Source organism: Paenalcaligenes hermetiae, from assembly GCF_039543645.1.
Classification (GTDB): Bacteria; Pseudomonadota; Gammaproteobacteria; order Burkholderiales; family Burkholderiaceae_B; genus Paenalcaligenes; species Paenalcaligenes hermetiae.
Genome location: NZ_BAABKD010000008.1, coordinates 57,928 through 79,357 on the forward strand (window position 1 = coordinate 57,928; position 21,430 = coordinate 79,357).

Annotated in this window: 19 protein-coding genes and 2 tRNA genes; 6 read left to right on the forward strand and 15 right to left on the reverse strand. The window is 47.7% G+C overall.

Annotated features, from left to right (window positions below):
- Nucleotides 1–38: 38 nt before the first annotated feature.
- The 6 genes from rbfA to scpB form a co-directional block, all read right to left on the reverse strand.
- Entirely contained in the window at nucleotides 39–443 is a 405-nt protein-coding gene (gene rbfA, locus ABD980_RS04725; RefSeq protein ID WP_300648681.1) for a 30S ribosome-binding factor RbfA, read from the reverse strand.
- Nucleotides 444–448: 5 nt separating this feature from the next.
- Nucleotides 449–3,427: a translation initiation factor IF-2 gene (infB, locus tag ABD980_RS04730; RefSeq protein WP_260649026.1), complete on the reverse strand. Its 2,979-nt coding sequence runs from the start codon at nucleotides 3,425–3,427 to the stop codon at nucleotides 449–451.
- A gap of 82 nt (nucleotides 3,428–3,509) precedes the next feature.
- Nucleotides 3,510–4,988, reverse strand: coding sequence for a transcription termination factor NusA (nusA, locus tag ABD980_RS04735; RefSeq protein ID WP_300648678.1), 1,479 nt, complete (start codon nucleotides 4,986–4,988; stop codon nucleotides 3,510–3,512).
- Complete coding sequence (gene rimP, locus ABD980_RS04740) at nucleotides 4,985–5,476, reverse strand: ribosome maturation factor RimP (protein ID WP_260649028.1); 492 nt, start codon at nucleotides 5,474–5,476, stop codon at nucleotides 4,985–4,987. Before rimP ends, nusA begins: the two co-directional genes overlap by 4 nt.
- A 251-nt stretch (nucleotides 5,477–5,727) precedes the next feature.
- Nucleotides 5,728–7,188, reverse strand: coding sequence for a pseudouridine synthase (locus tag ABD980_RS04745; protein ID WP_345369990.1), 1,461 nt, complete (start codon nucleotides 7,186–7,188; stop codon nucleotides 5,728–5,730).
- A gap of 23 nt (nucleotides 7,189–7,211) precedes the next feature.
- A complete protein-coding gene (gene scpB / locus ABD980_RS04750; protein WP_260649030.1) occupies nucleotides 7,212–7,826 on the reverse strand; it encodes an SMC-Scp complex subunit ScpB in 615 nt (204 codons plus the stop codon).
- A 64-nt stretch (nucleotides 7,827–7,890) separates the two neighbouring features.
- On the opposite strand from scpB, the gene ABD980_RS04755 reads away from it, so the two are divergent.
- Nucleotides 7,891–7,967 (forward strand) — tRNA-Met (locus ABD980_RS04755).
- Nucleotides 7,968–7,999: 32 nt separating this feature from the next.
- Here ABD980_RS04755 and ABD980_RS04760 read toward each other — a convergent pair.
- From ABD980_RS04760 to ABD980_RS04775, 4 genes are all read right to left on the reverse strand, one after another.
- Complete coding sequence (locus tag ABD980_RS04760; RefSeq protein WP_300648673.1) at nucleotides 8,000–8,704, reverse strand: cache domain-containing protein; 705 nt, start codon at nucleotides 8,702–8,704, stop codon at nucleotides 8,000–8,002.
- A gap of 22 nt (nucleotides 8,705–8,726) precedes the next feature.
- On the reverse strand, nucleotides 8,727–9,443 hold the full coding sequence (locus ABD980_RS04765; protein ID WP_300648671.1) for a FadR/GntR family transcriptional regulator: 717 nt from the start codon (nucleotides 9,441–9,443) through the stop codon (nucleotides 8,727–8,729).
- 80 nt (nucleotides 9,444–9,523) lie between these two features.
- Nucleotides 9,524–10,297, reverse strand: coding sequence for a nuclear transport factor 2 family protein (locus ABD980_RS04770; protein ID WP_300648669.1), 774 nt, complete (start codon nucleotides 10,295–10,297; stop codon nucleotides 9,524–9,526).
- Between the two features lie 36 nt (nucleotides 10,298–10,333).
- Nucleotides 10,334–11,767 carry a gamma-aminobutyraldehyde dehydrogenase gene (locus ABD980_RS04775; RefSeq protein WP_345369995.1) on the reverse strand — a complete coding sequence of 478 codons (1,434 nt, stop codon included), beginning with the start codon at nucleotides 11,765–11,767 and terminating at the stop codon, nucleotides 10,334–10,336.
- A 443-nt stretch (nucleotides 11,768–12,210) separates the two neighbouring features.
- Between ABD980_RS04775 and ABD980_RS04780 the strand changes: the two genes are divergently transcribed.
- The 4 genes from ABD980_RS04780 (at nucleotide 12,211) to ABD980_RS04795 (ending at nucleotide 15,388) form a co-directional block, all read left to right on the forward strand.
- Nucleotides 12,211–13,203, forward strand: a complete 993-nt coding sequence (locus tag ABD980_RS04780; protein WP_300648665.1) for a TRAP transporter substrate-binding protein — start codon at nucleotides 12,211–12,213, stop codon at nucleotides 13,201–13,203.
- A 93-nt stretch (nucleotides 13,204–13,296) separates the two neighbouring features.
- Nucleotides 13,297–13,941: a TRAP transporter small permease gene (locus ABD980_RS04785; RefSeq protein ID WP_345369998.1), complete on the forward strand. Its 645-nt coding sequence runs from the start codon at nucleotides 13,297–13,299 to the stop codon at nucleotides 13,939–13,941.
- The gene (dctM, locus tag ABD980_RS04790; RefSeq protein WP_300648661.1) at nucleotides 13,938–15,218 is read left to right on the forward strand and encodes a C4-dicarboxylate TRAP transporter large permease protein DctM; all 1,281 of its coding nucleotides are present in this window, start codon (nucleotides 13,938–13,940) and stop codon (nucleotides 15,216–15,218) included. The genes ABD980_RS04785 and dctM overlap by 4 nt, the downstream gene beginning before the upstream one ends.
- 93 nt (nucleotides 15,219–15,311) lie before the next feature.
- Nucleotides 15,312–15,388: transfer RNA gene (locus tag ABD980_RS04795), tRNA-Met, on the forward strand.
- Between the two features lie 127 nt (nucleotides 15,389–15,515).
- On the opposite strand, the gene phaR is transcribed toward ABD980_RS04795, so the two are convergent.
- From phaR to ABD980_RS04820, 5 genes are all read right to left on the reverse strand, one after another.
- Complete coding sequence (gene phaR, locus ABD980_RS04800) at nucleotides 15,516–16,079, reverse strand: polyhydroxyalkanoate synthesis repressor PhaR (RefSeq protein WP_300648659.1); 564 nt, start codon at nucleotides 16,077–16,079, stop codon at nucleotides 15,516–15,518.
- Between the two features lie 39 nt (nucleotides 16,080–16,118).
- A complete protein-coding gene (phbB, locus tag ABD980_RS04805) occupies nucleotides 16,119–16,856 on the reverse strand; it encodes an acetoacetyl-CoA reductase (RefSeq protein ID WP_300648657.1) in 738 nt (245 codons plus the stop codon).
- A gap of 96 nt (nucleotides 16,857–16,952) precedes the next feature.
- A complete protein-coding gene (locus ABD980_RS04810; RefSeq protein WP_300648655.1) occupies nucleotides 16,953–18,587 on the reverse strand; it encodes a PHA/PHB synthase family protein in 1,635 nt (544 codons plus the stop codon).
- A 123-nt stretch (nucleotides 18,588–18,710) separates the two neighbouring features.
- Nucleotides 18,711–19,478 carry a peptidoglycan editing factor PgeF gene (gene pgeF, locus ABD980_RS04815; RefSeq protein ID WP_345370001.1) on the reverse strand — a complete coding sequence of 256 codons (768 nt, stop codon included), beginning with the start codon at nucleotides 19,476–19,478 and terminating at the stop codon, nucleotides 18,711–18,713.
- Nucleotides 19,463–20,419 carry an RluA family pseudouridine synthase gene (locus ABD980_RS04820; protein WP_345370003.1) on the reverse strand — a complete coding sequence of 319 codons (957 nt, stop codon included), beginning with the start codon at nucleotides 20,417–20,419 and terminating at the stop codon, nucleotides 19,463–19,465. The genes pgeF and ABD980_RS04820 overlap by 16 nt, the downstream gene beginning before the upstream one ends.
- A 175-nt stretch (nucleotides 20,420–20,594) precedes the next feature.
- Between ABD980_RS04820 and ABD980_RS04825 the strand changes: the two genes are divergently transcribed.
- Nucleotides 20,595–21,419 carry an outer membrane protein assembly factor BamD gene (locus ABD980_RS04825; RefSeq protein WP_300648694.1) on the forward strand — a complete coding sequence of 275 codons (825 nt, stop codon included), beginning with the start codon at nucleotides 20,595–20,597 and terminating at the stop codon, nucleotides 21,417–21,419.
- The last annotated feature ends 11 nt before the right edge of the window (nucleotides 21,420–21,430 follow it).

Below are 21,430 nucleotides of genomic sequence, written 5' to 3' on the forward strand. Positions count from 1 at the left end.
CGTTATTCCTAAAGAAAAAAACTATAAACGGCAGCCGATTACGGCTGGTCGTCTGGGTCGTCGTCAGGTTTCAGATCAGCGTTAAAAGGACGGTTCGCTTGCTCGATGAGTTTAGTCATCTGCATGCCCCGTACTACGTGATCATCATAAAAGAAGCGCAAAGTAGGTACGGTATGAATGTGCAGCATTTTATATAGCTGCGAATGCAACCAGCCTGCTTTGGCATTAAGAATTTCAGTCGCGGTTTCGGGCTCCGCACCAAGCACAGTGAAGTGAACTTTAGCGTGGGCGTAGTCAGCAGACAGTTCCACACCGGTTAAGGTGATAAGCCCCGCCTGCGACATATCGATTTCGCGTTGGATTAGAGCTGCCAGATCCTTTTGGATCTGGTCAGCCAAGCGGACATTACGTCCGCTTATAGGTTTGGTTTTATGTCTTGCCATAAAAATTATAAAGTACGGGCAATTTCTTTGATTTCGAAGATTTCGAGTTGATCCCCGACCTCTATATCATTGTTGCCGCGTAAAGTAATACCGCAATCAAAGCCCTGACGAACTTCACGCACGTCGTCTTTGAAGCGTCGTAAAGAATCCAAGTGCCCTGTCCAGATCACCACGTTATCACGCAGCAAACGCACCTGCGAATCCCGTTTCACTAGACCCTCGGTCACCATACAACCGGCCACTTTACCAATGCGAGAGATATGGTAGACCTCGCGGATTTCAACCATACCAATGACTTCTTCTCGCTCTTCGGGTTTCAGCATACCGGATAGCGCGGCTTTGACTTCGTCTACAGCATCGTAAATGACGTTGTAATAACGAATATCAATACCATTGAGTTCGGCTTGTTTACGTGCGGTGGCTTCTGCACGCACGTTAAAGCCTAAAATCACGGCATTCGAAGCAATAGCCAAGTTCACATCGCTTTCGGAAATACCACCTACCGCCGCGTGTACCACTTGAACTTTAACTTCGTCCGTAGCCAATTTTAATAACGAAGACACAAGCGCTTCTTGTGAGCCTTGTACATCCGTTTTAATGATAAGCGACAACACTTTTGCCTCGTCGCTAGCGTCCTCGAAGAGAGACTCAAGGCGAGCTGCTTGCTGACGCGCTAGTTTTACATCGCGGTATTTACCCTGACGGAACAGAGCAATTTCACGAGCTTTACGCTCATCTGCCATGGCAATGAGCTCATCACCCGCAGCGGGTACCTCGGTCAGACCTTGGATTTCTACAGGAATCGATGGCCCTGCCTCTGCCAAGTTCTTACCGAGCTCGTTCGTCATGGCTCGCACTCGACCAAAGCTAGCCCCAACGAGCACGGTGTCACCACGATGTAGCGTACCACTCTGGACTAAAATCGTTGCCACTGGACCACGCCCACGATCTAAGCGCGCTTCGATCACAGTGCCCCGAGCCGGTGTATTGACGGGAGCCGTTAGCTCTAGCATTTCCGCCTGAAGCAAAACGTTTTCTAGCAGCTCATCAATCCCCTCTCCGGTACGTGCGGACACAGGAACAAAAGGCACATCACCACCGTATTCTTCGGGAATGACCTCCTCAGCCACTAGCTCTTGTTTGACGCGCTCAGGATTACCCTCGGGTTTATCAATTTTGGTAATCGCTACCACAATTGGAACCTCGGCGGCACGGGCGTGGTGAATGGCTTCTCGTGTTTGAGGCATCACACCGTCGTCCGAAGCCACCACTAAAATCACCACGTCGGTGGATTTTGTACCACGCGCACGCATCGCCGTAAACGCTTCGTGACCGGGAGTATCTAAGAACGTGATATTACCGCGATCGGTTTTTACGTTGTATGCACCAATATGCTGGGTAATACCACCGGCTTCACCCGCTGCGATTTTGGCACGACGAATGTGGTCAAGCAATGATGTTTTACCATGGTCAACGTGCCCCATTACTGTCACGACTGGCGCGCGCGGCTCTTCTTCGACTTCCCCAACAAATACATCCTCTAGGAATGACTCGGGATCATCGAGTTTAGCGGCTACCGCCGTATGGCCCATTTCCTCGACCAAAATCATAGCAGTTTCTTGGTCTAAGACTTGGTTAATGGTGACCATTTGACCAAGCTTCATAAGGTGTTTAATCACCTCGGTCGCTTTAATTGCCATTTTGTGCGCTAAATCAGCCACCGTAATGGTTTCTGGCACAGCAACCTCGCGAGCGATAAACTCGGGCTGCTGAGGCTGCTGCTGACGCTGCTCTTCTTCGCGACCGCGGCGACCACGACGACCACCTCGGGAAGAGGCGCGCCAAGATTCTTTACCTGTTGCGGCTGCAGCCACATCTGCTTTAGACGTTTTACGGCGATTGTCATTCCAACCGCTATTATCTGCTGCTTTTGCTGGCTTAGCGACTTTTTTCGCCTCGGAGGCTTTAGCGTCTTTTTTGCTGGCTGTTTTCGTTGCTTTTTTGCTTTCCTTTTCAGGGTCAGCCGCACGCAATACTTTGCGTGGACGATTTAGCATTTCACTAATCGCAGCGGCCTCTGCAGCAGCAGCACGGCGAGCACGTTCACGCTCGCGCTCAGCTTCGGGGTCATCCACAACGGCATCAGAAATAGGATGGCGATCCCCTAAAGAAGGCACTGGCATTTTTGCCGCAGGGCGGGGTTTGGAATGGGCTGCGCCACGACCTTTATTGGTCTGCTCTTTACGCGCAGGGCTTGTCTTTTTAGCGGTTTTTTTCTCGTCGACCACGTTATCCTGTTTTTTCGTCTGTTCTGCCACGGCAGGCTTTACCTCTACAGCCTTTTCCACAGAATCAGGCTGCTTGTTAACTGGAGTCTGTGCAGTGGGCTCAACATGTTTTTGTGGAGCGGAAGCTTTGGCTTCGGGTGTCACAGACTGCGGGATTGGTTTGGCATCCGCCTGGGTTGGTGCGGATGGTGCGTTGACCTGATCAGGCTCCACCGCCTTTTCAGGTACTACGGGTTGAGTTGCTTCTGTTTTTGAAGCGACCTCATTAACCGGCTCCGGCTGAGCAGGAGCTGGTTTTGAATCGGTTTTCACAGATTTTGGCTCTGTAGTTTTGGTCACTACGGCAGGCTCCGCATCCACTTTAGGGGGTGCAGGCTGGGCCGTAGCTTGAGCTTTTTCAGCCTCTGCCAGTAACTCAGCGGTATCACGCTTTACAAAAACCCGTTTTTTACGGGTCTCTACAGGAATAGTGCGTGATCGCCCTGACCCGTCAGCCTGACGGATTTCGGAAGTTTTACGGCGCGTTAGGGTGATTTTAGCCCCACGAACCGAGTCCATCAATTTCGCTTTATCCGCTGCGGTGATGACATCGTTTACCGATTTTACCTGAACCCCTGCTGCACGCAGTTGTTCTAGCAGCGTATCGGCGGGCGTTTTTAGTTCTTTTGCGAACTGTTCAACTGTGTTACTCGGCATTCGACTCTCTCTTTAACTCTTTTATTCTAATAAATATGACCCCAGTTGCCGCACAAAAGTGCGGCGTATATGCAACATTGATTTACTCATCAAACCAATGAGCGCGAGCGCGCATAATCATATCACTGGCGGCTTCGCTATCCAGATCTGCTATTTCCGCAAGCTCATCTGTGGCTAATTCAGCCAAATCATCAAGGGTAACAATCCCTTTTTCTGCGAGCTTGGCTAAAACATCTGGGGTCATGCCTTCGATCTCTTGAAGATCTTTTGCCACGGACTGGACGAGTTCCTCTTTGGCAATGGCCTCAGACAATAAGGCATTACGCGCACGGGTACGTAGCTCGTTAACGATATCCTCATCAAAAGCCTCAATATCCAATAGCTCTTGAATCGGTACATAAGCGACCTCTTCTAAACCGGTGAAGCCCTCGTCCACTAATACCCCCGCAACGTCTTCGTCCACATCTAAACGCTGGATAAACAAATCCAACAAGGCTTTGCGCTCTTCTTCTTGGCGGTTTTGGCTTTCCTCGGGGGTCATGATGTTAATCTGCCAGCCGGTTAGCTCTGAAGCCAAGCGCACGTTTTGACCACGCGCCCCAATGGCTTTAGGCAGATTATCCTCATCCACAACCACATCCATGGCATGTTTGTCTTCATCGACCACAATCGAAAGCACATTAGCAGGGGCTAAGGCACCAATAACAAACTCTGCGGGGTCTTCGGACCACAATACAATGTCGATCTGCTCACCACCGAGCTCATTGCGTACGGCCGTCACACGCGAACCGCGCATGCCCACGCATGTACCGATGGGATCAATACGGGAATCATAAGCCACCACGGCTATTTTAGCGCGTACCCCAGCATCACGAGCTGCTGCTTTAATTTCGAGTAGACCTTGTTCAATTTCCGGAACCTCGTTCTCAAAGAGCTCACGAATAAACTCTGGCGCGGTGCGAGATAGAAACACCTGTTGGCCACGGGCGGAACGATCCACTTTTTGTACCCACGCCCGCACTCGATCCCCCATACGAATATTTTCTTTGGGGATCATCTCACTGCGTGGTAAGCGGGCTTCGATTTTCCCCATTTCGACAATGGCATCCCCTTTGTCGATGCGCTTAACGGTGCCCGATACGATGGTCTCGCCGCGATCCAGAAAGTCATTGAGCATTTGCTCGCGCTCGGCATCACGTATACGCTGTAAAATCGCCTGTTTTGCTGTTTGCGCACCAATACGTCCGAACTCAATCGACTCGAGAGGCTCTTCGATATAGTCGCCCACTTCGATCTCTGGAGCGTACTCTAGCGCATCGGAATACATTTCCTGCTTATCCGGTTCCTGAAGCCCTGCCTCATCGGGCACCACTAACCAACGACGGAAACTTTCGTATTCGCCCGTTTGACGGTTAATCTCTACCCGAATATCAACGTCCTCTTCGAAAAGACGTTTCATTGCTGAAGCCAAAGCTCCCTCTAGGGCACCAAAAACCACTTCTGGCTCAACACCTTTTTCACGTGCCAGTGCATCGACTAGCAAAAGAATTTCGCGACTCATCGCTTTCTACCCTTGAAATCAAGAATGGGGTCTAATTTGGCACGATCCACATCATCAAACGTAAATGTTAAATCTCGTACCTCGCCCGCTGACTGCTCTAGTTCTAACACAAATTCAGTATCCACCGTCGCCTCGGAAGGCTGCATGTTTTCGGGGGCATACAGAACACCACGAAATACCTTTTGGTTTTCCACAGGCTCAAACAATCGTAGTTCAATACGTGAACCTGCAAATCGAACGAAATCAGCAACCCGTTTTAAAGGGCGATCCACCCCTGGGGAAGTGACTTCAAGACGGTTGTAATCGATGTCTTCAACTTCGAAAACACGCGAGAGTTGCTTAGAGACCTGCTCACAATGATCAATGGTAATGCCATTGGGATGGTCAATCACAACCCGTAACAAGCCTTTTGGGGCGCGCTCTACATCGACCAGCTCGATGTCCGTCCCCAACAGGCTTTCCTGAGTTAGTGCGAAAATATCTGTCATAAAATCCAAAAAAAATGGGCTGTATGCCAGCCCACTGCTACTGATTTACTAACCAAAATAAATCAGTTCATTGCTAAACGATGCTCAAAAAGAGCGAACCGGCACTGTTCTGACATCTGTTCACATAACAATCCCGTATTAAGCTCTATATTCTAACAGAAAATCAAAATTTTTTTGTTGAAATCAATCGTTTGAGCTTTAGCAGTGAGCTTACTGGCATTTTATTTATTCAATTTACGGTGTCGCACCGATTAACGTCCTTTACGACCCACACGAGCAAGCTTGGATTCGTGAGCGCCCGCACCGGGCTGCCAATCCTCGCGACGACGACTTGTTCCCGAGCGTGCTCCAGCACGTGGGCTGCTCTTACGCTGAGCATTTGGGTTACGCCCCCCATTGTGAGCACTGCGACGTAATGAGCCCCTTGGGTTAGCACGCCCAGCATCTGGATGACCATTTGCCAAGCCACCGCTCACTAACAAACCTGTACCCATCGCATCCCCAACAACCATAGGCTGCCCGCGCTGTCCGCCGCGTCGAACCGGACGTTCGGATACACCGTAGCCTGGAGGCAAGGCACTCGCGTGGCTTAGCGGCTGCTGAGAACGACGCGTGCGCGGCCCCTGGCCGGAAGACCCATCCGCACGTAACAGACCCAAACGTACCATTAACGCAACGACCACTTCATCCGACAGCTCTTCCCAACGCCCTCGACGCAAGTTACGAGGTAAAACAATCTCGCCAAACCGCGTACGAATCAAGCGGCTGACGGTTAAACCTACGGCTTCAAACATGCGACGCACTTCGCGGTTACGTCCCTCATGAATTGTCACTCGATACCAACGGTTACTGCCCTCGCCACCAACAAATTCAAGTGAGCCAAACTGTGCCATACCGTCTTCAAGCTGAATCCCGGTGGTTAATTGCTTGGCCTGCTCCTCGGTGAGCTCGCCCAAAACACGGACAGCGTACTCACGCTCTGCTCCAAAACGAGGATGCATAAAGCGGTGCGCCAAATCCCCCGAAGTAGTAAAAATCAACAGCCCTTCTGTATTTAAGTCTAAACGCCCTACAGATAACCACTTACCAACTTTAATCTTTGGCAAACGCGAAAATACGGTATCACGCCCACCCGGGTCATCATGGCTGACTATTTCTCCAGCTGGCTTGTGATAAAGAATGACACGTGGTGGTCTATCTGCACGTGGGCGTTTGATAATGCGCCCATTAACGCGCACCACATCATCCGCACTCACACGCTGCCCTATATAGGCAGGCTCACTATTTACTGACACTCGACCTGAAATAATCAGATCTTCCATTTCACGACGTGACCCAATACCAGCGTCGGCTAAAACTTTATGTAGTTTGGGTTTAACTGCATCGGTACTTAAAAAACGCTCAAGACGCTGAGAGGTCAAGTCATTATCCGATAAAAAGGACAAACCCAAATCCGTATCGTCTTGAGCAGGACGTCCTGGTCGCACTGGGCGTGCGCGTTTCGTATTTTTATGGGCACGCTGCGGTTTAGGGCTAGAGGTCTGGGGTGCTTCGGCTACGGGCTTAAAAGGGGCTGGGCCGCGTGGTTTACGGGCTTTTTGTTCGGGCATGGCATCCCCACGACGACGTCGAAAAGGGGTACGTAATTTGCGCCCTTTGCCCTTGGTAGGCGTAGACGTAGCCTCCGGGACTGGCTGTGTTGTATCAGTCATTGGACTAAAAAACTCCTTCTATTTTACATTTTTTTCGCTGTCTCCGCACCCACAGAAGGGGGAGTATCACCATGTGTCACTGTTAGCGAATTTGAGAGTGTTTGTTGAATAACATCAATGTCCTGCGGCGTATCTAATGCAGGTAAATCCTGAATAGAGCGCAAAGACAAATCATCTAAAAATTGTTTTGTGGTGCCAAATAATGCGGGTTTACCCGGCGCATCCCTATAGCCAAGCACCTCGATCCAGCCTCGGTCTTCGAGAGTGCGAATAATTTGTGTTGAGACACTTACCCCACGTATGTCCTCAATATCACCACGTGTAACAGGCTGACGCCATGCAATAATCGCTAAGGTTTCTAATGTAGCACGCGAATACCGTACGGGACGGTCATTTTGCAAGCGTAAAAGATAAGGCTGGATATCGGGTCGGCTTTGAAACCGCCAACCGTTCGCCACCTGCACAAGCTCAAGGCCCTTGTTTTGCCAAGATTGCTGCAAAATCGATAAATGATGCTTTATTGTATCCGCAGAAAGGTCAAAAGGGTCAAACGCTTTTCGTAGTTGTTGTATTGATAACGGTTGTTCTGCACATAATAACACTGCTTCAAGAACCCGTTGTACCTCATTTTCCATCATTTTTGGTGATTTTCCCAGTGGTGCTTGCAATTTTTTTTTAGTCAGTATATTATAACAACTCTAGCGCGGGATGGAGCAGCATGGTAGCTCGTCGGGCTCATAACCCGAAGGTCGTCGGTTCAAATCCGGCTCCCGCAACCAGATTCAAAGCCTCTGATTTATCAGGGGCTTTTTTATTTTTCTTTTAACAACACCAACTGAAAAGGCAGTACCGCCCTAAATACAGCCGCGACTTCGGTCGAAGGTTTCCATAACATGCCAGGCCGAATCCGTGGTGCGGTCGACGTTAACACCCGCCCCCGATGGTTTACTATGATAGCAGGGCACTCCAGCTGAATAAGCGCATCGCGCAGCTCCGTTTCAATCGTACTCACCAACAAATCAGCGGCAGCAACCCCCCGAAACTGCTCCCCCACCAAAACAGGGCTCGCCACCGTCAATGCAAAAGAACGGTTACACAAAAAATCAATATACGGGCCCTCGATATACGTCACATGTGCCGTTTTAGGCTTTTGAAACCAATCTCTTTCAGTAAAATCAAAAAACTGCGCAGCGTTCTGGTTAAGCTCTATTTCTTGCGCAACAATCACACCCTTTTCTCTTATCCACCATTTTAACAACCAAAACTCATCCTCAACCATGGATGGCGGCGCCTGATAATCAGCAAAACCGGCTCCTTGTGCCCACGGGTCAAGACTAAGCCGATAAAACACTTTGGACTTTAATGCTTCCGCTTGCTCCTGATTTAGCCGTGTGGTTTTTGAGGTACGTAAAATCGCGGAAATATCCTGCGCAAGCCCTGCTGTTGTGTGCTGCGCCATTTGAATAATTTGGTTTAGATGACTAACAATGCGTTGGGCGGCCAGCTGTAATGACATGATCCTCTCCTGTTTACCGTCCTTAATTTTGCATTTTTATCGTTAGTATTTGCTCGATCATAAACTCGATTTGCTGCTCGATTAGCGCTCGACTTTGCGTCGCATCACTTCGCTGAAGAGCCTTGAGCAGCTGTTGGTAGTCTGTGACAAGACGCTCATGTATACCGTTCTTTTCATACAGTACCACCGTAAGCGGCATCCATTCATTTTGTAATTGTAAGCTTTGGCTAACCAGACGCGCCGATTGCGCATAGGAAATCAGCGTAATCATACAGCGCATATCCGCCCGTGCTCGTGTATGCGCTGTGGATGCCGCCTGAAACTGCTCAACCAAACGCGCAAACAACGTCCACTCATCTTGCGTTGCCCGCTGTGCGGCTAACCAAGCACTACGCGCGGCCAACGCACAGTAAAACTCTCCCAAGTCACTAATATACTCAGTAGTTAGCGTTTGAAAAAAACGTAAATGTACCTGATCCAGTGCCTCAAGCTGACAAACAAAGCTCCCCCCATGACGCCCTCGCCGCGTATCAATAAGCCCTTGCGCCCGCAATGTATTCAAGGCTTCGCGGACCGTTACCGTTGACACCCCTAGCATCCGCGCCAAATCGCTTTCACTAGGTAACTGCTCTTCTGCACTCAACAATCCCGAAGTAATTGCACCACGCAAACGCTGCACGACCTGCTCTGTTCGTGTTTCTTGCCCTAATGGGGCGTACACGACCGCAAAACTATCCATTTTTCATCCTACTTATAGAAAAACAGACCCCACAATGGGGTCTGCTCTGATGGCTTTGCCACCTTATCTACCAATGTACGTTAAAAAATCCCATGCTGATGCACAGCCTCGTGATCCTCTGGTACCTCGGCGATAGCATCCCATAACTCAGCCACTTTACCTTTTTCTACCCGCCATAGCTCAAAATACGCGTGACGTTTACCAGCAATAGCGCCTTCCGATTGCGTCAAGACAAACTGTCCTTCGGCCACTGTACGATGAACTTTTTTATACTCCAGCCCATGTCCCTCGTCTCGGATAGCCGTTAAAAACGACACCATATTCTGTGCACCGTCGGCAATATCTGGGCTGTGCTGATGAAAATGATCCCCTGTCGTGTAATCAAAGGCTACGTTATAGTCCCCCTCGATTAAAAACCGTTGAAAAAAATCCAGCACCAGTTGACGGTTAGCTTCTGTATCCGCTTGAGTGTCAATAGCCGTAGGACCGCTTAATTGCGTCCGCCCACTGGCATTAGCAGGCGCTTCTGGCACCAACCCATCCCAATGCTCTGTGATTTTACCGTTTTGTACACGATATAGATCAAAACCAACCAAGGGCTGGTCTTCTAAACCCACATAGCGACCATGTACAGCAACCAGATCCCCATCCACTAAAATACGCGCTGCCTCGTGCTGCAAGCTCGGTTTTGACTCAATCATGGCTTTTAACCCTGCCAGCCCATCCGCCACAAAGGGCGAGTGCTCAATAAAATCTTGCGCAAAATAACGTGCTAATGCAGAAACATCATGCCGGTTAAACAAAGCATCGTGCGCTTGCGCAACCAGCTGGCGCTTATCAGTATTGGTGTTCATCGTTAAGGTTCCTTATCGTAAGACGTCATCACACATTTACTCATGCGCACTCATCACATGTTTAACTCGCGTGTATTCCTCTAAAGCATACATGGATAAATCTTTGCCATACCCCGAGCATTTAAAGCCCCCATGTGGCATCTCTGCCGTCAATGGAATATGCGTATTAATCCATACCGTTCCAAAGTCCAGCCCACGAGCAAAACGCTGCGCACGCCCATGATCTTTAGTCCAAACGCTTGAGGCTAGTCCGTACGGCACCCCATTAGCTTTAGTGAGCGCATCGGCCTCGTCCGTAAAGGTTTGCACGGTAATCACCGGACCAAAAATTTCATTTTGGATCATCTCATCGTCTTGCTTTAATCCCGAAATCACAGTGGGCTCAAAGAAAAAACCCTTACGCTCTGCTCTTTTACCGCCTGTTTCAATCTTGGCATGAGCTGGTATTCTTGACATGAATCCAGTCAACCGCTCGAGCTGATTGGGGTTATTAACGGGCCCATAGAGAACATTCTCATCATCCGGATCCCCATATTGGGTATTTTTTGCCGCCTTCACCAAACGGTTTAAAAAATCATCATGAATTGACTCATGCACCAAAACACGTGTCGCAGCGGTACAATCCTGGCCCGCATTAAAAAAACCTGCCACTGCAATCGTCTCGATGGCTTTTTCCAGATCCGCATCAGAAAAAACAATCACCGGTGCTTTCCCACCGAGCTCTAGGTGTGTACGTGTCAAGTTCGCTGCTGCTGAACTAGCGACCGCTTTGCCCGCACGCACAGAACCTGTAATAGAGACCAAGGCCGCCTGAGGGTGAGACACGACCTTTTCACCCGCATCGGCTTTGCCTAACACCACATTAAATACCCCTTTTGGCAACATCTCACCAGCGATTTGTGCCAATAACAAGGTGCTTTCTGGAGTTGTATCACTGGGTTTCAACACCACCGTGTTGCCCGCTGCTAACGCCGGAGCAATTTTCCATACTGCCATCATCAAAGGGTAGTTCCACGGTGTCACCTGCCCCACCACCCCTAACGGTTCTCGACGAATAGAAGAGGTTAGATCCTCCATATATTCTGCTGTGGCCTTGCCTTCGAGCATGCGTGCGGCCCCTGCAAAAAAACGAATCTGGTCCGCACACACGGCAACCTCTTCCGAGGCGATTAAATGTTTAGGCTGCCCTGTATTCCGACTTTGGCTATCCACCAGTTCCTGACTGTGTTTTTCTATCGCATCCGCTAAATCCAGCAGCGCTTTTTGTCGCACAGAAGGGGTCGTACGCCCCCATGTTTTAAATGCCTCATGCGCAGCCAGATAGGCTTGATCAATATCAGCCTGACTCGAATTTGGCGATTGGGCGATGACTTCCTCGGTAGCGGGGTTGACCAAATCAAAATAATCCTGAGTTTGCGCCTTAACCAGAGCCCCGTTGATGTAGTTTTTTAATACTTGGCTATGTTGCATTATGTGCTCCTCTGTTTGCTATGACCGTGACTGCGAGCGCAGACACCCTAACCTCCATAAATTTAATCATATGAAGTCATATGTTATATGTCAATGCGAGAAAAGAAGGGTTACTACTAAGTCAACCTCAACAAAGAAACCATATCTTTATTCTATCAGCCCACGTCCACAGCATATACAGACCTAAAGTCCATTTAATGAATTAAATTCACGCAAATATATTTATATATAAATATAAAAAAGCATAGAAAAACAAAAGTTTAGAAACAAAAGATCGCTATATACCTAACTATCTACAACTTTAGTATGAGTATTGACCTAACTCAAAGTAGTGTATTTTTAAATGTTCAACCCATGAAAAATCGATACAATATTTTCAATGAGTCTTAATAATAAAGACGGTAATAAAATTAATGAAACAAGCACAAAACAAGGAGATTTCTGTGTTTAAATTTACAGCTAAAGCCCTAATTGTGGCGATGTCTTTTGGTGTGGCTAGCTTCGCAGCACACGCCGACCCCATTACTATTAAATTCTCTCATGTTGTTGCAGAGCATACCCCCAAAGGCCAAGGCGCCCTTCTCTTTAAGCAACTTGCCGAAGAACGCCTACCTGGCAAAGTCAAAGTCGAGGTTTACCCCAACTCCTCTTTATTTGGTGATGGCAAAGAAATGGAAGCCTTAATGCTAGGCGATGTCCAAATTATTGCTCCGTCATTAGCTAAATTTGAACACTATTCCAAACCCATTCAAATTTTTGACCTCCCTTTCCTTTTTGATGATATGGATGCAGTAGATCGCTTCCAAAAAGGTCCTGTGGGTCAAGAACTACTTAAATCCATGGAAGATAAAGGCATTACGGGTTTAGCCTATTGGCATAACGGGTTAAAACAGCTTTCAGCTAATAAAAAATTAGTAGAGCCTAAAGACGCTCGTGGTCAAAAATTCCGCGTCCAAGCTTCGGCCGTGCTGGATGAGCAATTTAAAGCCCTACGTGCCATCCCCCGTAAAATGAGTTTCTCCGAGGTTTATCAGGGTTTGCAAACCGGTGTTGTGAACGGCGCAGAAAACCCTTACTCCAACATTTACTCCCAAAAAATGCACGAGGTACAAAAGTACATCACTGAGTCCAATCATGGCTTGCTCGATTACATGGTCATCACTAACACCAAATTCTGGAACGAGTTGCCTGAGGACATTCGTACGACCCTAAGCGAGGTCATGGATGAGGTCACCGTAGAGGTCAATAAAAAAGCTGCCGCTCTTAATGAACGCGATAAGCAAGCTATCCTAGACGCTAAAACCACAGAAATTATCTACTTAACTCCAGAACAGCGCGAGAAATGGCGGGAAGCCATGCGCCCTGTATGGAAAAAATTCGAAGCCGAAATCGGTGCTGAGCGTATTCAAGCCGCCGAAGCCGCCAATAAACAGTAATTATCCTCCAACGCAGCATCCTGCTGCGTTGGCTCTCTTCCTCCCTTATCCTATGTCCTATCTACGTAAACAGCAGATGACAGGAGCTGCATCATGAAAATGCTTTCAACGCTCTGGAATCGCTTTGAAGAAGGTTTTATCGTTCTTTTATTAACGATAATGACCTTAGTGACTTTTATCTACGTTCTTCTTAATAATTTTTACGCCGTGTTTTATTATTTTGGCGGAGTTTTTGAAAGCAGCGCGTCGGTATCCGACTTTTTTTATGGTATTGGTGACTTCATCCTAGATATGGCACAAGCCATGACCTGGAGTAACGCTCTTACCAAAGCGCTCTTTGCCTGGCTCATTTTTTTCGGTATTTCCTATGGCGTGCGTATTGGCGGGCATATTGGGGTAGACGCTCTGGTTAAGTTAACACGTGCCCCCATTCAACGACTCCTTGGTCTAATTGCTTGCTTGGCTTGCTTAGGCTATGCCGCATTAATTACTTACGGTAGCTTTGAGTGGATCAGCACACTGCTGCAAGCTCAAATCGGAGCCGATGACCTAGGCCAATACGGCATTAAGCAATGGCATATTGGCATGATTGTTCCTTTTGGCTTTGCCATGGTGTTTATTCGCTATCTAGAAATCCTTTACCGCATTTTACGCCATGGTCAAATTGGCTTAGGACTAGCGGATGAAGCCGCCGATGCGGCCAAGCTAAGCGCCACCACCACAGGACAAGCATCATGACCATTTTGTTTTTGTTTGTTTCTCTTTTTATTTTGATGTTTTTGGGCGTGCCGGTGGCTGTGTCGTTGGGCTTAGCAGGCTCCACCACCATTATGCTCTTTAGCCCTGACTCCGTCCGGTCTCTAGCGATCAAACTATTTGAAACGAGCGAACACTACACGTTGCTCGCTATTCCTTTTTTCTTACTCGCTGGCTCTTTTATGACCACCGGTGGGGTCGCCCGCCGCTTAATTGACTTTGCCAATGCTTGCGTTGGCCATATTCGCGGTGGGTTAGCCATTGGCTCCGTCTTAGCCTGCATGTTATTTGCAGCATTATCCGGCTCAAGCCCTGCCACGGTAGCCGCCGTAGGCTCAATTGCTATTGCAGGCATGGTGCGCTCCGGTTACCCTCAAGAGTTTGCCGCCGGAATTGTTACCAACGCAGGAACACTCGGGATTCTCATTCCGCCCTCTGTGGTAATGGTTGTGTATGCCGCCGCTACCGAAACCTCTCTGGGCAATCTGTTTATGGCTGGGGTGATGCCCGGTGTTTTACTAGGCGTCAGCTTAATGGTGGTCATTTATGTAATCGCCGTTAAAAAGAATCTACCGGCAATGCCACGCGTAAGCCTACGAGAATGGCTCGCTACCGCCCGCCGCGCGATCTGGGGGCTATTACTGATCTTTATCATACTAGGTGGAATTTACTCCGGTATGTTCACCCCCACCGAAGCCGCCGCTGTGGCCGCGGTGTACTCGGCCTTTATTGCACTTTTTGTCTATAAAGACATGACTTTAAGCGAAGCGCCAAAAGTCATCCTCGAGTCCGCCAAGCTCAGTATTATGCTCATGTTCATCATTGCCAATGCTATGCTTTTTGCGCATGTGCTTACTACTGAGCAAATCCCTCAGCAAATCACGGCTTGGGTCGTCGAGGCGGGGCTAGAGCCCTGGATGTTCCTTTTAGTCGTCAACATCGTGCTTTTGATTGCTGGCGCTTTTATGGAACCATCTGCCATCATTCTAATTTTAGCCCCTATCCTGTTCCCCATTGCCATTGAGCTAGGGGTTGATCCCATTCATCTTGGTGTCATTATGGTGGTGAATATGGAAATTGGCTTAATTACCCCACCTGTCGGGCTGAATCTATTTGTGACTTCTGCCGTAACGAATATGCCTATTCATCAGGTTATCCGTGCGGCGATGCCGTGGCTTGCTATCCTGCTGATTTTCCTCGTTATCATTACTTACGTACCGATGGTATCACTAGGACTACCCACATTATTGGGTATGTAACACCATCTCGCAATGCGCTCCTCTCTTATTTGCGCATTGCGAGACAATAAGCCTTGACATTGTATGCGATCTTAGTTACTATAATATTTCTGACGCGGGATGGAGCAGCATGGTAGCTCGTCGGGCTCATAACCCGAAGGTCGTCGGTTCAAATCCGGCTCCCGCAACCAAATTCAAAGCCCCTGATTTTTATCAGGGGCTTTTTTTATTCAGACATAAAAAAAGCCAGGCTCAAAACAAGCCTGGCTATATTATCTACCCTATCAGTTATAAAACTGAGCACAACTTACAAGCTCCTTAATCTTTTTTAGGTGGCTTTACAGGGTTTACAAAAGGGAATGCATTAAACATATTTAAGGTCTGCCCTTGCATTTGCTCTTGCATCTGCACAAACAGGTTTTTACTTTGTTCAATGTAGTTATTCATCACATTCTGTAAAACTGGGGTTTGCCCCGCCATAAATTGTGCCCAAGCCTCTGGACCAAGCTGCGAGCCATATAAGCCTTTGGATTGCTCAGCCATACGTTCCTGAATATCAATAAACGCCTGGATATTTTTCTCGATGTAGCTACCCATCAAACCTTGCATGGTGCTACCATAAAACCGAATAATTTGTGCTAATGCGTTCGCAGAAAACATAGGCACATTACCAGTTTCCTCTTCGAGAATAATTTGTAGCAATACACTACGCGTAATGTCTTCGCCAGATTTTGCATCCACTACCTGGATGGTTTCGCACGCCAATACTAACTGCTTTACATCCGCTAAAGTGATGTAAGCACTGGTTTGTGTATCATACAGGCGTCGATTTGGGTATTTTTTTATCAATCGAGCTGTGTCTGAGGTGTGTGTTTGTGTCATAGTTTACGTCAAATTAATAGGCTAAAACCGGCATACGGTTTAGCTCATGTGCAAGCCGCCATTCACAGAGAAATCGCCGCCCGTTGCAAAAGCCGCATCATCTGATGCTAACCACGCTACGATAGATGCGATTTCTTCGGGTTCGCCCAAACGACCTACAGGAATTGTGGCGACGATTTTTTCAAGTACATCTTCACGAATAGCACGCACCATATCTGTTCCAATGTAGCCAGGGGACACGGTATTAACCGTTACACCTTTAGCAGCAACTTCTTGGGCAAGCGCTTTGGTGAAACCATGCATACCCGCTTTGGCAGCAGAATAATTCGTTTGCCCAAACTGACCTTTTTGGCCATTAACCGAGCTAATATTAATAATACGCCCCCAACCCTTTTCTGTCATGCCATCTACTACTTGCTTAGTGACATTAAACAAGCTATTTAAGTTGGTGTCTATCACCGCACGCCAGTCTTCTACACTCATACGACGGAACGTACCATCACGTGTAATCCCAGCATTGTTAACTAATACATCAACGCCCCCAAACTCCGCTTTGACCTTATCAAAAGCAGCAACGGTAGAGTCCCAATCAGTGACATCAGCAGCTGACGCATGAAAATCAAACCCCAGTTTTTTTTGCGCGTCTAACCAGTCTTGTGGGTCTCGATTAGGGGTGCATCCAGCAATGACGGTAAAGCCTGCCTGAGCTAAGCGCTGACATACAGCCGTTCCAATCCCACCCATACCCCCAGTCACGTAAGCAATTTTCGCTGTCATAAGAATTCTCCTTTATTAATATAAATACCGTATCGCCTATTTATAGGCAATGCCAGATATAATGCCGCTGACTCGTCGTAACGAGCCAGCAAAAAATTAAGCGACGGCTCTTACTTTGACGTAACGGCCTGGCGCGTCCTCAATCACGGGATAGTTTTTATTTCCAAGTGTTTTAGGTGCGGTTTTTTTCTTTCCGGCATGTGACACAAGCCATTGCACCCAATCGCCCCACCAACTGCCATCATGTTTAGGCGCGGCTGCTAACCAATCATCAGCCATACCCGGAAAAACCGCTGTCTCGGCCGTGTCGTATGCCCAGTAATGACGACGATTTTGAGCCGGGGGGTTTATCACCCCTGCTATATGCCCTGATGCCCCTAATACGAAGCGATCTGCTCCCGGTAATAGTGCTGTACTAGCATAAGCTGTACGCCACGGCACGATGTGATCATCAATAGAGGCATACATATAAGTAGGTAAGCTAAGTTGGCTAAAATCGATAGGAATGTTGTCCACTTTCACTTTACCTGGCACTTTTAAATTATTCTCTAAATAAGTATTACGGAAATACCAGGTATAAAAAGCACCGCCTAAGTTCGTGCTATCAGCATTCCAATATAAAATATCAAAAGCTGGAGGCGTTTCCCCTTTTAGGTAGTTACTGGTGACGTAATTCCAAACCAGCTCCGAGGGACGTAAAAAAGAAAAAGTGGTGGCCAAATCTGATGCCAGCATGATTTTGGAACCTGATAACATCCACTCACGCAATAAAGCCGAAGCCTCGTCCACAAACACGCGCATGATCCCCACATCATGAAAATCAAGCATGGAGGTAAGTAAGGTCATGGACTGCACGGAGTTTTCGCCACGCGCTTTAGCTAAACTGAGTGCCGAAGCTAGCATAGTGCCCCCAACACAGAAGCCTAAGGCATTAAGTTTAGCGGCACCACTAATGTCTTGTGCCACCTGCATGGATTGTAAAATACCATGTTCTAAATAATCTCCCCATGTCGCATCAAGAATGCCGTCGTCATCGTTGGGTAAAGGATTACGCCATGAAATCAAATAGACCTGCATACCTTGCTCTAAGGCATAGCGCACAAAAGAATTTTCTTGCTGCAGATCCAAAATATAATATTTATTGATATTGGGAGGAACGATAAACAAGGGGGTTTCATAAACGGAGCTTTGTTGTGGCTGATATTGAATAAGCTGCAACAGCTCGTTTTCATACACCACAGCGCCTGGTGTTACCGCTAAGTTTTCACCGACGGCAAACTTTGATTCATCCGTTTGCTGCATGCGCCCCCGCTGCGCATCATGAAAAAAATTCTGTAAGCCCTGAATAAGACTCTGACCCTGAGTTTGTACCGCGGTTTGCAAAGCATCCGGGTTAGTGAAAAGATAATTAGCTGGAGAGAGCGCTTCTGCCCACTGCATCGCGGCAAAGGCCAAGCGCGACTGCACTTGAGGACTATCCGTAACGGCATACGCCATTTTTTCCAGCGTATCCGCATAAAGTTGCCAAACATGCGCACTTAATAAAGAAGACTGATCTTGAGACCAAGCCTCTGCTCTAAAGCGTCGATTACGCAAAGGCTTTAATTCGCCCTTTTGAGCCAATTGATTCAGCTCTTGCCAAGAGCGCAAAAAATCTTGTTGAATTTGCATGAGCTGCTCTTTATTAAATAAAGACGCACTCTGCCATTGACCTGACCCGAAATAATTCACCCTAAGCACCTTAGATATTGAATAAAAACTTAAAACAAAATCTGTTTCCGTGTGGTAGCAGAGCTATTTACTTTTATATTTTATATATACTATACACAATGCTTGGAGGGTTGTTATTTTGTTTTACTCTAACCAGGCAAGTGTTGCAATTCTCCCTGTGATTGGTTGACGTCTAAAAGAATAATAGTTTGCCTGCTCATCGTAAGTGCAAGCATGACTTAAATCAATAGTTATGCGATTTTTTGTTATGGTACGCAAGATTGCCACAGCAATACCGGCCAAATCGGCTTTATATTTTCCTTTTATATCCGTAGCAATAAAAAAACGCTCAAACTGAGTATTTTTATTTTTAAATGCATCTAATACCTCCTCGCCTACCTCAAAATGGATTTGACTAATCGCAGGTCCAATCCATGCTCGCCAATATGAAGTCGTAAAACACTGTGTTTGCATTTGAAAAAATAAATTTTCAATAACCCCATTGACTAAGCCACGCCAGCCCGCATGCGCTACACCTACAATCCGCGCCTGATCATCCGTCAGAACTATAGGTAAACAATCCGCCGTTAATATAGCTATGACCGTTTTTGGGCACATTGTCCAGGCCGCATCGGCGATGGGCGCTTGATCCCAATGATGTGCTTGCTCTAGAGGACGTCGTGCTTGATAAACTCCTGTTCCATGCACCTGCTGTAGCCAATGAGGTACAGATGGCAAATGGCCATACAATAATTCACGATTTTGCGCCACGTGCTGTGGCTGGTCCCCACAATGCTCCCCTAGGTTTAGGCCTTGCCACCCCCCTTGGCTGTACCCGCCCTGGCGTAAGGTACTAAAGTAACGCAGGCCTGGCCATGACGGCCCAGATAAGATTTTTATGCTTCTTTCCATTGAATCTGCTCTCGTACAAAAAGATAATCAGCAGGAGGATCCTCTTGAAAATGTAAAACGCGCTCTGTAGCGGGATCTGCAAATGCTAAACGTTGGGCATGCAACATTTGACGCGAGGCTTCAGCAATCGTTTGCCCTCCATATAAAGTATCACCAAGCAACGGGTGGCCTATACTACTTAAGTGAACTCGAATCTGATGGGTACGCCCTGTTTCTAATCGACACACGACTTCTGTTACCGCTAAGCCTCGATCAAAAAGCCCCTGCTGGAGCACCTCGTAATGGGTACGTGCCTGTCTAGGAGCGATCGCATTTTGCGTTGCCATCCGTACTGGTACATGGGCATCTCTGCCCACTGGTAAGTTAATGCTATCCGAACCATAAAGAAACCCATGGCACAACGCCGTATATTGGCGTAACACGGAGCGCTCTTGCAGCTGCCGAACCAAATGAGTTTGTGCGGTTTCAGTTAAGGCCACCACCATCAGGCCCGATGTGTCTTTATCTAGCCGATGCACAATCCCTGCCCGGGCCACCTGTGTCAATTGAGGAAAGTGATAAAGCAAACCATTTAATAATGTACCTGTCCAATTACCTGCTCCCGGGTGTGTGACAAGACCAGCGGGCTTATTGATAACCAACCAATGCTCGGATTGCGCCACAATATCTAAGTCCATCGCCTCTGGTGCATAAGCCAGCTCCTCGGGGCGCGCCTGGGGCCAAACTTGGATAACATCCCCTGGCAAAACCTGATGGCGCGTTTTAACTATTTGGCCGTTGACACGCACATGCCCAGCCTCAATCCAAGCCTGGATACGACTGCGAGAATGCTCTGGCAGTAATTGTGCTACTGTTTTATCTAAACGTTCTGGATAAGCAGATAAAGGGATTTGAAACTCAAAATCTGCAGGATGATGACGGTGGTCTGTTGCTAAATTCATGATAAAACCCTAATGATGGATCTAAATTTTGACATGCTTAGATTGCACTGTACAGAATGACTAGTCTAGAATCCCTTTAGCCTACTAAAATACGCTATTCTTATTGGTATTGTTTTTCTTGTATAAACCATTGCTAACAGCAAAGGATGCTCTTGTGACGCGCTTAACCTCACCCATGACACCATTGTCTTTATTTCAACGCATCGGGCGTGCTTTTTCCATAACATGTGCCTGCTTGTTGTTAGCCGCATGTGGTACAACGAAAACCCCAACGGATCCAACGGCGGGCTGGACAGCTGAACGACTTTACCAAGACGCAAAAGCCGAAATGAGCGCAGGTAACTGGGCACAAGCTCGTACACGCTTAGAGCAGGTCGAAGCCCGCTATCCTTTTGGTATTTATGCCCAGCAAGCGCTGATTGATCAGGCTTATATCAATTGGAAAGACGAAGAGCCCGAACAAGCCTTAGCCGCTATAGATCGCTTTCAAAAGCAATACCCAAACCACCCGGGCAGCGACTATATGCTGTACTTAAAAGGACTCATTTCTTTTACCCCGCCTAGCGCTAGCTTAATGAAATTCACCATGCAGGACCCCAGCGAACGGGACCCTAAAGGTTTAAGTGAATCTTACGAAGCATTTATGCAGCTCATCGAGCGCTACCCAGATAGCCGCTATGCTAATGATGCGCGTTTACGTGCACGCTGGCTAGTCAACACCATCGCGCAAAACGAAGTACATGTCGCAGAATACTACTATTCTCGCCATGCTTATGTGGCAGCAATTAACCGTGCTCAGCGCGTGATTACCGATTTCCAAGGGGTCCCCATTGCTGAACGCGCGCTCTATATTATGTATTTGTCTTACGATAAACTAGGGCAAACTGAATTGCGTGATGATATCAAACGTGTAATGGATCAAAACTATCCCAATTCCGAGTATTTTAAAACCGGCTTAAAGAAAAAGGTTAATTACTGGAACCCAATCAACTGGTTTTAATCCCACTCCAC